At 62.5% G+C, this 13,200-nt stretch carries 8 protein-coding genes; 3 read left to right on the forward strand and 5 right to left on the reverse strand.

All coding sequences use genetic code 11. The features are described from left to right. A partial coding sequence (locus HMPREF9452_RS07555; RefSeq protein ID WP_009141546.1) for a YgiQ family radical SAM protein occupies positions 1 to 2,079 on the reverse strand: 2,079 nt, incomplete at its 3' end. A 203-nt stretch (positions 2,080 to 2,282) separates the two neighbouring features. Further along, entirely contained in the window at positions 2,283 to 2,936 is a 654-nt protein-coding gene (locus HMPREF9452_RS07560) for an HAD family hydrolase (protein ID WP_009141547.1), read from the reverse strand. Between the two features lie 539 nt (positions 2,937 to 3,475). On the opposite strand from HMPREF9452_RS07560, the gene HMPREF9452_RS07565 reads away from it, so the two are divergent. After that, a complete protein-coding gene (locus HMPREF9452_RS07565; RefSeq protein ID WP_040362637.1) occupies positions 3,476 to 4,534 on the forward strand; it encodes a hypothetical protein in 1,059 nt (352 codons plus the stop codon). A gap of 377 nt (positions 4,535 to 4,911) precedes the next feature. On the opposite strand, the gene mgtA is transcribed toward HMPREF9452_RS07565, so the two are convergent. After that, a complete protein-coding gene (gene mgtA / locus HMPREF9452_RS07570) occupies positions 4,912 to 7,665 on the reverse strand; it encodes a magnesium-translocating P-type ATPase (protein WP_009141549.1) in 2,754 nt (917 codons plus the stop codon). Between the two features lie 988 nt (positions 7,666 to 8,653). Between mgtA and HMPREF9452_RS07575 the strand changes: the two genes are divergently transcribed. Together HMPREF9452_RS07575 and fucO are read left to right on the forward strand one after the other, a co-directional pair. After that, the gene (locus HMPREF9452_RS07575; RefSeq protein WP_009141550.1) at positions 8,654 to 9,361 is read left to right on the forward strand and encodes a YoaK family protein; all 708 of its coding nucleotides are present in this window, start codon (positions 8,654 to 8,656) and stop codon (positions 9,359 to 9,361) included. 238 nt (positions 9,362 to 9,599) lie between these two features. After that, the gene (fucO, locus tag HMPREF9452_RS07580) at positions 9,600 to 10,760 is read left to right on the forward strand and encodes a lactaldehyde reductase (protein ID WP_009141551.1); all 1,161 of its coding nucleotides are present in this window, start codon (positions 9,600 to 9,602) and stop codon (positions 10,758 to 10,760) included. 146 nt (positions 10,761 to 10,906) lie between these two features. On the opposite strand, the gene mnmA is transcribed toward fucO, so the two are convergent. Next, positions 10,907 to 12,160: a tRNA 2-thiouridine(34) synthase MnmA gene (gene mnmA / locus HMPREF9452_RS07585; protein WP_009141552.1), complete on the reverse strand. Its 1,254-nt coding sequence runs from the start codon at positions 12,158 to 12,160 to the stop codon at positions 10,907 to 10,909. Positions 12,161 to 12,213: 53 nt separating this feature from the next. After that, the gene (gene cysK, locus HMPREF9452_RS07590) at positions 12,214 to 13,152 is read right to left on the reverse strand and encodes a cysteine synthase A (protein WP_009141553.1); all 939 of its coding nucleotides are present in this window, start codon (positions 13,150 to 13,152) and stop codon (positions 12,214 to 12,216) included. Between the last annotated feature and the right edge of the window lie 48 nt (positions 13,153 to 13,200).

A 13,200-nucleotide genomic window follows, 5' to 3' on the forward strand; every position in this document is an offset into this window, starting at 1 on the left:
GCCCCTGCCGCGCGAAGTGCCGCCGTTGTCGCTGCGGCCGCCGGCGCCGCGCGAGGCGCCCTTGTCTCCTGTAAGCTCGCTCGCCTTGGGCGGATACGGCTTGATTAGGCACTTCTTGTCAAAGCCAATGAGGTCCTGGCGGCCGGCCTTTTCAAGCGCCTCGCGGACCAGCTTGTAGTTCTCGGGCTTGCGGTATTGGATCAGCGCGCGCTGCATGGCTTTCTCGTGCGGGTCGTGCGCCACGTAGATGGGCTTCATGGTGCGTGGGTCGACGCCGGTGTAGTACATGCAGGTGGACATGGTCGACGGGGTGGGGTAGAAGTCCTGCACCTGCTCGGGCATGTATCCCATGTCTCGCACCGCGCAGGCAAGCTCCACGGCTTCCTTCATGGTCGAGCCGGGATGGCTGCTGATCAGGTACGGCACCACGTATTGCTCCAGCCCGTACTCGCGGTTGAGTGCGTCAAAGCGTCGACAAAACGCGTCGTAAACCGACCTCGACGGCTTGCCCATGACCGAGAGCACCGCATCGCTCACGTGCTCGGGTGCCAGGCGCAGCTGGCCGCTCACGTGGTGCTGCAGCAGCTCGCGCAAAAACTCGTCGCTGGCGTCGGCCATGGTGTAGTCAAAGCGGATGCCGCTCCGCACAAAGACCTTCTTCACGCCGGGCAGATGGCGAAGATCGCGAAGCAGCGCCGTATAGCCGCTTTCGTCCACCACCATGTTGCGGCACACCGTGGGCCAAAGGCAGCGACGGTTTTGGCATACGCCGTGCCTGAGCTGCTTGTCGCAAGCGGTGCGGAAGAAGTTCGCCGTGGGGCCGCCCACGTCGTTGATGTAGCCCTTGAACTCGGGGTCGCGCGTCAGCTCGCGCGCCTCGCGAACGATGCTGTCGTGGCTGCGGGTCTGCAGCACGCGCCCCTGGTGAAACGTGAGCGCGCAGAACGAGCACTCGCCAAAGCACCCGCGATTGGACGATATGGAGAACTTTACCTCGGAAAACGCGGGCACGCCGCCCGCCGCGTCGTAGTCCGGATGCCAGTCGCGCGCGTAGGGCAGCTCGTAGACCTCGTCCATCTCTGCGTCCGTGAGGATGGCAGAAGGCGGGTTTTGCACCACGTACACCCCGTTGGGATAGGGCTCCACCAGGCGCTTTGCCGTGATGGGGTCCATGTTGCGGTATTGCACGTTGAAGCTGCGGGCATATGCCAGGCGGTCGGCTTCGAGCTCGTCCCAAGAGGGAAGCAGCTCGTAATCAAAGACCTGGTCGAGCGCTCCCTCGCCGGAGGTGCGGTAGACCGTGCCGTCCACGTAGGTGATCTGGTCCACGGGCAAGCCGGCGTCCAGGGCGTCGGCGATCTGCACCACCGCATGTTCGCCCATGCCGTAGATCAAAAGGTCCGCGCCGGAGTCGAGAAGGATGGAGCGCTTGAGTTTATCCGACCAGTAATCGTAGTGGGCCAGGCGGCGCAGGCTCGCCTCGATGCCTCCGATGATGAGGGGCGTGTTCTTGTAGACGCGGCGAATCAGGTTGCCGTAGACCGCGACCGCGTGGTTGGGACGCGCGCCAGCGACGCCGCCGGGGGTGTAGGCGTCCGTGTGCCGGCGGTGCTTGGTGACCGAGTAGTGGTTGACCATGGAGTCCATGTTGCCGGCGGACGCGAGAAAGCCCAGGCGCGGCTCGCCCAGGACTTGGATGCTTGCGGGGTCGCGCCAGTCGGGCTGGCAGATGATGCCCACGCGGTAACCGTGCGCCTCGAGCACTCGGGTGATGATGGCCATGCCAAAGCTGGGGTGGTCCACATAGGCATCTCCGCAGATGTAGACAAAGTCGCACTGATCCCAGCCGTGGACTTCCATGTCCGCGCGGGTCACGGGTAGAAACTTCTCGCGGCCCGGGCGCCACGGGCGTGCGGCGCCGACGGTGCTTGTGTTGTTGGCGCCTGCGTTGACGTTTGCCTTCTTGGGCACGGGGCTCTTCGCGCGAGCCGCCTTCTTGGAGGACGAGGCCTTGCGGGGACGGCTTGCGCCTTCGCCATGCGATGGCTTGTGGGATGGGTTCTTGGTCTGCTTTGGCATGGAGCTCGCTTTCCTTGCAGGTTGAATGCTACAAGGATACGACAGCCGCGGCGCCGCTTGCGCCGCATGGGCGTCTCGCGCAAAACGGATACAGGCGGCGAGGGTTGGGGCATGATGGGTCGCCCGGCTCCCGCGGCCCTGAAGATAGGGCTGCCAGCGCTTGGCGGGGTTGCTTGCTTTTTGGTAGGGCGCTCGCGATGCGGTTAGTCCGTGAGCTGAAGATCGATCGCGCCGGGAAGCTCTGTCAACGACGGAAGCACCGCGGTGCAGAGGCTTTCGATCTCCGGCGTGGGGGCGTTGTAGTCCGGGACCATGAAAACGGCCATGCCCGCCGCCGTTGCAGCGTGGATGCCATTGAAGGAGTCTTCCACGGCGCCGCATTCGTGCGCGGGGACATCCAGGCGCTCTGCAGCGGTGAGGTAGACGTCTGGGGCTGGCTTGGGATGTGCGATGTCCTCGTGGAAAACGGTCGCATCGAATGCCTCCGCGAGGCCGAAGTGCTCAAGGCAGAACAGCGCGCGGTCGCGTTCACTGGAGGTTGCCAGGGCGCACTTGAGTCCGCGCTGGTGCACGGCATCGATGGCCTCTCGCGCTCCGGGCTTGAGTTCCAGCTGGTCAATCCAGGTGTCGCTGTAAATCTTGTTGCGTCGCGCGAAGAGGTGGTCGGTAAGCGCGGGATCGCCAAACTCATCGTCGATCATGGTGTGGGCGGTTTTCATAGAGAGGCCCACGAATGCGTGCAAGATGCGCTCGGGAATCTCGATGCCCAGGTCCGCCGCGGCGGCGCGCCAGGAGGCCTGGCTTACGCGCTCGGTATCGATGAGGGTTCCGTCCATGTCGAAGATGATGGCCTGCATGTCCGTCCTTTCGGGATGGCGCGCGTTGTGTGCTATGTGCTTTCTGCAGCATAGTAGCAGGCTGAGCTACCGCGGGCCCACTAAGCACGGCGGCCCTCCGCGCGAGTTGCGCGGGTTTTTGCCGATCGGGGCGATTTTGAAAGGCAAGGTTCTTACGGATAATCGCATCTATTTTGAAAACTGAATTGTATACAAGAAACATATCAATTTATAACCAGCTGTTTTACGTTCGTAATTGCTGGGCTACTCGAGGAAAACCGAAATCGATGCGATTATCCGCGAGAACCGTGTTGACGTGAATTCTCGAGTTTTTCGTTTTCGGTTTGCATGGTCCCAAAGGGGTGACTCTCAGTAGCCGTTGTTCACAAGTATCTCTTGGGATATGCGCCCTTTCTTACAAATTGCTTGCTCCAATCTATCGATGGATATGTGGATAGCAGCAGGTAGATACCGTTAAACGATGGACAATGCCCGCTTGCCGTCCGTATGGTCCTGCCCGTTTAATACGGATTAGGGTTTTGGATATGGGGGTGTTGGGAATGGAGAAGATACTTTGTGACATATCGGCGTTGAAGCTCTATCGCGTCCCACCGCGATACCTTTACATGATGCCGAACCTACCCGACTTCGATACACCGTTTGGTCGCAGCGAGCTGCGCGGAAGCCCAACGGTGTCGGAGATTTTTGGCCTGCCGATCCATGCGCTAGACACCAGGAGAAGCCTTTTGCACTCTACGTTGGTCAAGCCGCACCGATGGGACGGGCCGCTGCCCACGGGCTCGATTCTCGAGAGCCCGCATGATGTTTCCGTGACCTCGCCACTGCTTACGCTGCTCATGCTGGCATATCGCTTCTCGCCAATCCAGCTTGCAATGCTGCTCTATGAGTTCGTAGGGAAGTTTACGTTCTTTACCCCCACGCAGGTGCTTGAGGAAGCGTGCAGGGGTCTGCCGCCCGCGCCCGAGTGGGAGTTTGATGGTGGATGGAAGATGGTTCGTGATGCCAAGGGAAATCCAAGCGGGCTTTGGCAGAGGCCGCCTTTGCTGACCATGGATCAAGTGCATGAGTTTATCGATAGGGGGAAGGGTGTTCGCGGGAGAAAGAAGCTCGCTCAAGCGATGCGCTACGTGACGGGAGTGACTCGAAGCCCGTTTGAAGCCTGTGCCTCTATGCTGCTTTGCGCGCCGCGCCGCCTTGGCGGACGCGGCTTCAGTGGCGTGCAAAACAACTTCAGGATCGATTTAAGCGAGGACGCACGCACGATATGCGGCCTTTCGTATGCGGAGGGTGACCTCACTTGGCTTGTGACTGCTCGTCATCCTACGACGATAGTCGAGTGTCAGGGAGGAATGACCCATAGCGGAGCGGAGGTTTCTGAGAGCGATGATGACCGGGCTCTAGCATTGGAGAATATGGGGAACGACGTGCTGCGAATCACCTATAAGCAGATAAGCGACGAGGAGAAGTTTGATCTGTTTGCATCGCATTTGGGATCAAAGCTTGGCGTTCGCCAGAATCCGCCTAGTAGCAGGATGGCGGATGCTGAAAAGGTGCTAAGACAGACAATATTGACCGATTGGTCGGTGCTGGACGGTTGACGAGGCGCGCGATCCGCTTCGGAGGTGCGTTTTTGCGCGGCCGCCGCTGCTTTCAGGGTGTCTGGACTTTTTGGAGACTCGTGACTGAATGATTGTCGGATTCGCATATGGTTCTTACGGATAATTGCATCCAATTTGAAAAGCGCTTTCTATACAAGAAGTGTAGCAATTCAATACCAGCGGTTTTAAGCTCGGAATTGCTGGGCTACTCGAAGGAAATCGAAATTGATGCGATTATCCGTGAGAATTGCTCTCGCATGGTTGGACGAGCGGCTGCTAAACGGTTGAATCCACGCAAGAAAGGCCCCTTTCAAGGGGAAAGGGGCCTGATGGATGGGATATGCGGACGTCGAATGCGGGGTCTGGCTGTCCGGCGGCTACAGCAGCGTTCCGTAACGGCGTACGTACAGGGCCTTGACCGCGCCGCAGAGCAGCAGGTAGAGCGCCATGCACGCAAAGAGCAGCCCAAAGAAGGGCAGCGGCAGCGGGCTCAGGCCAAGTGCCGCTCCCAGGCCGGGCACGTAGGGAAGCGCGGTCACCACGGCGACGCCGGCGAGCGTGAGCACGGTGAGCGAGGCCGCGGGGCGGCTGCCCGCAAGGGGGACGTGCTCGGTGCGCAGCATGTGAAGAACAAAGGTCTGGGTCCACATGGACTCGACAAACCAACCGCTCTGGAACACCGCGGCGAACAGGGCGATCTGCGCGGGGTCGGCTAGCTGCGCGAAGGGCGCTCCCACCACCATGGGGCAGATGATGAAGAACATCGCGGCGTAGGTGAGGATATCGAAGACGGAGCTGGTGGGGCCCAGCCAAAGCATGAACGAGACAATGGACTTGGCGTCCCAGGTCTTGGGCTCGCGCAGGAACTCCTCGTCAACGTTGTCCCAGGGGATCGCGGTGCAGGAGACGGTGTAGGCTACTCCCAAAAGCAGCAGTTGCAGGGCGGTCATGGGCAAAAACGGCAGGAAGGCGCTGGCGACCAGCACGGAGAATACGTTGCCAAAGTTGGAGCTCGCGGTGGTCTTGATGTACTTGATGGTGTTGCCGTAGGTGCGGCGTCCCTCCATGATGCCGCGCCCCAGGACCATGAGGTCCTTCTTCAGCAGGATGATGTCGGCGGACTCCTTGGCGATGTCCACGGCGGTGTCCACGGAGATGCCGCAGTCGCTGGCGCGCATGGCCGCGGCGTCGTTGATGCCGTCCCCCATAAAGCCCACGGTATGCCCGCCCTGCTCGCGCAGCACGCTTACCACACGCTGCTTCTGCAGGGGAGAGAGCTTGGCGAACAGCTGGCATCCCTCGGCGCGGGCGGCGAGCTCCTCATCGGTGAGGCCGTCTACCTCGCTGCCCAGCAGCATGCCGGAGGGGTCGATGCCCACCTTACGGCACACCGCCGCCGCGACGCCCTCGTTGTCGCCGGTAAGGACCTTGACGCCTACGCCGTATTCGGCCAGGCGCGCGACGGCTGCAGCGGCGCTCTCCTTGGGCGGATCGAGAAACGCAAGGTAGCCTATGAGCACCATGTCGCTTTCATCAGCGGTCGAGAAGGAACCGACGGGGCGGGGGTTGGTCTTCTGCGCCACGGCGACCACGCGCATGCCGTCGTCGTTGAAGCCGCGGACGCGCTCGAGCACGCGATCGCGCAGATTGTCGGTGAGCGGCAGCACCTGCCCGTCGTATTCCACGCAGGTGCAGATGCCCAGCACCTCTTCTACGGCGCCCTTGGTTATCAGCTGGGTCTTGCCGCTGCGGTCGGCGACGACAACGCTCATCAGGCGACGCTCGAAGTCGAAGGGGATCTCGTCCACCTTGGTGTAGCGCTCGCTCATGCCCGCTTGCGCAGGATCGGCCGCTGCCAGCTCATCCATCTTCTCGATCACGGCGACGTCGATAAGGTTCTTCAGTCCCGTCTGGAAGAAGCTGTTGAGGTAGGCGTGGCGCAGTACGCGGTCGTCATCGCGACCGTGGACGTCCATGTGGCGCTCCAGGATAACCTTGTCCTGGGTGAGGGTGCCGGTCTTGTCGGTGCACAGCACGTCCATGGCGCCCAGGTTCTGGATGGCGTTGATGTTCTTAACGATCACGTCCTGGCGCGACATGTTGGTGGCGCCGCGGGCCAGGCAGGTGGTCACTATGACGGGCAGCATCTGCGGGGTGATGCCCACCGCGATGGAGATGGAGAACAGCAGCGCATCCAGCCAGTCACCCTTGGTAATGCCGTTCACCACAAAGACGATGGGGCACATGATCAGCATGAACGCCACCAGTACGCGCGACACCGCCGCCACGCCAACGTCGAAGCTGGTGCGCGTGGGCTTGACCTCCAGGGCGCGGGCGACCTTGCCCAGATAAGTGTGCTTGCCGGTGCACAGCACCACGGCGGTAGCCGATCCGCTCTGCACGGTGGTGCCGGAGAATGCGATGTTGGTGCAGTCGTCGATGGCAATCGAGGTCCCGCGACCGTGGTATTCGATCTCGACGGGCTCGGCCGTCTTCTCAACGGGCTCGCTCTCGCCGGTGAGCGCCGCTTGGGTCACAAACAGGTCCTTGGCGGTGATGATGCGCACATCGGCCGGGATCATGTCGCCGGCGGAGAGCTTCACGATGTCGCCGGGCACCACGTCTTCCATGGGGATCTCGCGCCCCGCGTCCCCGCCGCGGATCACGCAGCAGGTGGTGGTCACCATGTTCTTGAGGGCGCTGGCGGCGCTCTCGCTCTTGGACTCCTGCGTGTAGCGAAGAGCGCCGGAGATCAGCACCATGATGCCGATGATGATGGCGGTGGAGGGATCGGCCTCGCCGGGCGCCGCCATGACCACGTTGGTGTAGACGGAGACCGCCGCCAGCGCTGCCAGGATCAGCGTGAACGGGCTCACAAAAGCAGCGGCGACGCGCTTGAACTTGGGCTCGTGGCGCTCTTCCTCCACCACGTTCTTTCCGTAGACGCCGGTGAGGTCGCGGGCAAGCTCGGGGTCCAGGCCGGCCTCGCCGGTATCGAGCTGGCCAAAGACATCGCCGGGTCGGTGGGTCGCCGCATAGACCACCAGACGGTCGAGTTCGCTAGTCTGAACGTTCTTCTGCTGGCGGCGCAGCTGGTGGAGCTGATGAATCGTGCGGGTTAACTTGGACATATCGCACCTCCTAATCCTCGCGCCAACGTCGGTTCGCCCCCGTGTCGAGCGGGGCGGCGCATTGGCGCACGTGATGGTCGCAGCGCTGGGGCTGCCTGGTAGTTGGGCTTGGCTCCGTAGCCGGCCGACACCGTGCCACAAACGGCGTACGGGCGGCGTAACGGATGCTCGATGCGCCGCATCTCGCAGACGCACGCGTACCCTACGGATTTAGTTGGTGGATGCTATCAGCACATCGATTACGTTACAGTGTCTCGAATTCGGCGCGCTTCAATTAAGGCGTTTTTGGACGAGGAGCCTTCGAACAGGAATTATTAGCTTGGCGGTCCTTTGGGCAAAGCTTCTTTGGACGAGGAATCCTTATTGCGGCCTCGCTTTAACGCGGCCTCACCTTAAGCGCACGCGTTGGAGGCATGCCATGCGCGCAATCGATAGCCGGCATCGCCGGATCTACTACTGGGAACGTCCATGGCTGCACCTCCTTGTGCTTGGGCCGAGGCCTCTTGAATAACCTACTGGCAGTATAGGTATGAACCTGTACTTGTCAACGGTATTATCTCTAACATCCGTCGCTTTTCTTTGACAACACGGTTTCGACACGCCATATACAGGTCGTCGACACGCTTTGCCCAAACTCTCTTTACCGGGGCCTTACAAATGGGCCTTTCGATGGGTCGCCGGAATCGCGCATGCACCTTGTCTAGACGCTAGCGGGCTAAAGCTGCGCGTGCGAAGGATGAGCCGGGGCATGCCGTGGGCGTCGCTGGGGGACATATCTGGCTATGCGTTGGGCGTGCGCCGGGCATGTGCGCCATTTTAAGGAAACGGACGTTAACAAATATTGTCCCTCTCTTAGACGCGTGCGCATGGGGTAGTATGGTGCGGTACAACAACGGCGGCGCCGTCCCGCACGACGCCACAACGGCGGCGCCCCGCACGACGCCACAACGGCGGCGCCCCGCGCGGCGTCACAAAGGAAGCGAAGGTAATGGAGCGAGCACGGCAGATATCCGAGTCAATCGAGCTCGGCATCATCCTCTCCCTGGTGGGCGGCTTCATGGACGTGTACTCCTACATGGGCCGCGACCAGGTCTTCGCCAACGCGCAAACCGGCAACATCCTGCTGTTCGGCGTGCATCTGTCGCAGGGCAACCTCGACCTCTCCGTTCGCTACCTGCTGCCCGTGATTTCGTTCGCGCTGGGCATCATGCTGGCGGACATGATTCACGCCCGTCTGGGCAGCGTGCTGCACTGGCGCCAGGTCTCCATCTTCATCGAGGCTCTGATTCTTTTGGGTGTGGCGTTCATGGGGCCAGGCCTCAACCTGCTGGCCAACAGCCTCACCTCGTTCGCGTGCGGCATGCAGGTGGAATCGTTCCGCAAAATACATGGACGAGGAATCGCCACCACCATGTGCATAGGCAACCTGCGCAGCGCTCTTCAAAATGTGGACGATTATATCCTCAACCATGAGCGTGGCTTCCTTATCAACGCGCTGCTCTACGCCGGCGTCATCGCGTGCTTTGTGCTGGGTGCGGTGCTGGGCAACTGGTCGCTCGAGCGCTGGGGCCTGCAGTCCATCGCCATCTGCACGCTGCTGTTGTTTGTGGCGTTTGGCATAATGTTCATCGATCGCGAGCACCCCGGCGATCGCGGCCACGGCCACCATGGCCACCACGGTCACGGCAAGCGTTAACCGGTGCCAATGGCACTTCAGCGCCCAGCAGGCTACGTTCACGGGATTCACGCCTCGTGAACTAATTTAAGGTGCCGCAGAGATATAGAATGCAAAACGTTGGCGGGACCACCGCGCGCCCAGTCAGTCGCAAGCCCACAGCTGCGCCAAGCAGCGGCAAACCCAAAAGGCAGCGCACCCAAACGGCTGCACCAAACGGCGCTGTGCTCCCTATATATCTATGCACGGAGGCAACATCATGGCTAATCGCATCGTTCTCAACACCATCTCCTATCATGGCGCCGGCGCCATCCAGGAGATCCCCGGCGAGCTCACCCGTCGCGGCTACAAGAAGGTCTTTGTCTGCACCGACCCCGACCTGGTGAAGTTCGGCGTCGCCGCCAAGGTCACCGACCTGCTCGATGAGGCCGGCATCGCCTACAGCGTCTACTCCGACATCAAGCCCAATCCCACCATCCAGAACGTTACCGACGGCGTCGAGGCCTTCAAGGCTGCCGAGGCCGATTCCATCGTCACCATCGGCGGCGGCTCCGCCATGGACACCGCCAAGGCCATCGGCGTCATCATCACCAACCCCGAGTTCGCCGACGTGCGCTCGCTGGAGGGCGTCGCCCCCACCAAGAACCACGCCGTGTTCACCATCGCCGTGCCCACCACCGCCGGCACCGCCGCGGAGGTCACCATCAACTACGTCATCACCGACGTCGAGAAGGTCCGCAAGTTCGTCTGCGTCGACACCAACGACGCTCCCGAGGTCGCTGTGGTCGATCCCGAGATGATGGCAACCATGCCCGCCGGCCTCACCGCCAGCACCGGTATGGACGCCCTCACCCACGCCATCGAGGGCTACACCACCAAGGGCGCTTGGGAGATGAGCGACATGTTCCATCTCAAGGCCATCGAGCTCATCTCCAAGAACCTGCGCGACGCCGTGGCAGAGGCCAAGAGCGGCGTTCCCGGCTCCGGCCGCGAGGGCATGGCGCTCGCCCAGTACATCGCCGGCATGGGCTTCTCCAACGTCGGCCTGGGCGTCGACCACTCCATGGCCCACACCCTCTCCGCGCACTTCGACACCCCGCACGGCGTCGCCTGCGCCATGCTGCTGCCCATCGCCATGGAGTTCAACAAGCCCGTCGTGATCGAGCGCCTGGCTAAGGTAGCCGTCGCCATGGGCGTCGACACCACCGGCATGAGCACCGACGAGGCCGCCGACGCCGCCATCGCCGCCGTCAAGCAGCTCTCCGTCGACGTCAACATCCCCACCGTCTGCGAGGCCATCACCGAGGACGAGCTGGACACCCTCACCAAGGACGCCATGGCCGACGCCTGCTTCCCGGGCAACCCCCGCGAGGCCACCTATGACGACGTCATGGGCATGTTCCGCCAGATCATGAAGTAGACCGCCTAGAGCAGTCTGTTCATCCTTCTGCTTCGACAGTCCGTCTTGTAGCAACGGCAAAGGCGCCGCGAGCACATCTTCGCTCGCGGCGCCTTTTTGCGTTTTTGGACGAGGAGGAGCGCCTCGCGTCTTTGTCCTGCCCGCAGCTACTTCTCAGCTGCAACAGCGGTACCGCCGCCCAGGACAACGTCGCCATGGTAGACAACCACGGCCTGCCCCGGGGCGATCGCGCGCTGCGGTTGATCAAACACCACGCGGTAGCTGCCCGGATCATCGCCGCGCATTAGGCGGGCCGGCTGGTCTTGCTGGTGGTAGCGCACCTTGGCGGTCACGGGTACGCCGGCATCGCCCGCGCGATCAAGCGCCGCCTCCATACGGCTGGCAGGTGCGCTCCAAACCCAATCGTCCGCAACCAGCGCGCGCGACATCAAGTCCTCGCTTTCGCCCAAGACGACGCGGTTTGCCTGAGGGTCCACAGACGTTACAAACACCGGGTGCGCCAGCGCCACGCCCAGGCCCTTGCGCTGGCCTATGGTGTAGCGGATGGCGCCGTGGTGGCGGCCCAGCACCTCGCCTGCGGCATTGACGATGTCGCCCTCGGGTAGCGCCTGCCCGCGGCGCAGCTCTATGAACGTGGCGAAGTCGTTGTCCGGCACAAAGCAGATGCCCTGGCTGTCGCGTTTTTGCGCGTTGGCAAAGCCCTGCTCCTGCGCAATACGGCGCACGTCGCGCTCTTTGACAAGGCCGCCCAGTGGAAACAACGTGCGGGCGAGGCACTCCTGCGTGAGCGAATACAGCACATAGCTCTGCTCCTTGGAGGTATCCACGCCTTTTTTGAGCAGGTAGATGCCCTTGCCTGCGGCGTCGTCGCTTGCGAGGGTCTCGCCGTCCTCGTCCACGTGAACAACCTGCGCGTAGTGGCCGGTCGCAATGTAGTCGCATCCCATCTGGTCGGCGAAGTCCAGCAGCGCGCCAAACTTCATCACGCGGTTGCACAGCACGCAGGGGTTGGGGGTGAGGCCGTGCTCATAGGCGGTGACAAAGCGCTCGATCACGTCGCGGTCAAAGGCTTCGCGGCAGTCGATCACGCGGTGCTCAAAGCCCAGTCGCTGGGCGATGGCGCGCGCGTCCTCAATGTCCGCCACGTTGTTGCAGGCTCTGCCCTCGCCGCGCCCCGCGCAGCCCGCGTCGTACAGGCGCATGGTGGCGCCAACGCATTCGTACCCCTGCTGAAGCAGCAGGTAGGCGGTCACGCTGGAGTCGACGCCGCCGCTCATGGCGACCAGCACGCGCTTCTTGCGGCCGGTTCCGTTCGTTGCGGCTGCTGCGGCGGCTGCGTTGGTCGCGGCAGGCGCGTCGTTTGCGGTGCTGTTTGCGGACAAGGTGGGGGAGAGGGTCATACGGGCCTTTCTCATAAAACGTGCGGGATGCCTGTTAAGGGTACCAGTTGAGTCTACTCGCTGAACAGCGGGGTGGACAGGTAGCGCTCGCCGGTGTCGGGCATGACGGCGACAATGGTCTTGCCGGCGTTCTCCGGCTTGCGGGCAAGCTCAAGGGCGGCGTGCAGGGCGGCGCCGGAGGAGATGCCAACCAGCACGCCCTCCTCATGTCCCAGTCGACGGCCCGCGGCGAACGCGTCCTCTGCGGCCACGGGCATGATCTTGTCGTAGATAGACGTGTCGAGCGCCTCCGGCACAAAGCCGGCGCCGATGCCCTGGATCTTGTGGGGGCCGGGCTTGCCGCCGGACAGCACGGGCGAGTCTGCGGGCTCAACGGCAACAACCTCTACCTGCGGGTTTTGCTTCTTGAGGTAGCGGCCGGTGCCGGTGATGGTGCCGCCGGTGCCCACGCCGGCAACCAGGATATCGACCTGGCCGTCGGTGTCCTCCCAAATCTCCGGACCCGTGGTCACCTCATGGATGGCGGGGTTGGCGGGGTTCACAAACTGGCCGGCGATCATGCTCTTGGGGGTCTCGCGCGCCAGCTCCTCGGCCTTGGCGATAGCGCCCTTCATGCCCAGCGGGCCCTCGGTCAGCACCAGCTCGGCACCGTAGCCGCGCATAAGCTGGCGGCGCTCCACGCTCATGGTCTCGGGCATGGTGATGATCAGGCGGTAGCCGCGGGCGGCGGCGACGCTGGACAGGCCGACGCCGGTGTTGCCGCTGGTGGGTTCGATGATGGTGTAGCCGTCGTTGCGACGGATCTTGCCCGTGCGCTCCGCCTCGTCCAACATCGCCTTGGCGATGCGGTCCTTGGCGGAACCCGCGGGGTTGAAGTACTCAAGCTTTACCAGCACGCGCGCGGCCAGGTTGTCCGCCGCCTCGATGTTGGTGACCTCCAGCAGCGGGGTGTGTCCGATAAGCTGGTCGATCGAAGTGTATACCTTGCTCATGAGAGCCTCCTTCTTGCAGTAGCTGCGCGCACGGATCGTGCGACTTGG

The sequence above is a fragment of the Collinsella tanakaei YIT 12063 genome, from assembly GCF_000225705.1.
Classification (GTDB): domain Bacteria; phylum Actinomycetota; class Coriobacteriia; order Coriobacteriales; family Coriobacteriaceae; genus Collinsella; species Collinsella tanakaei.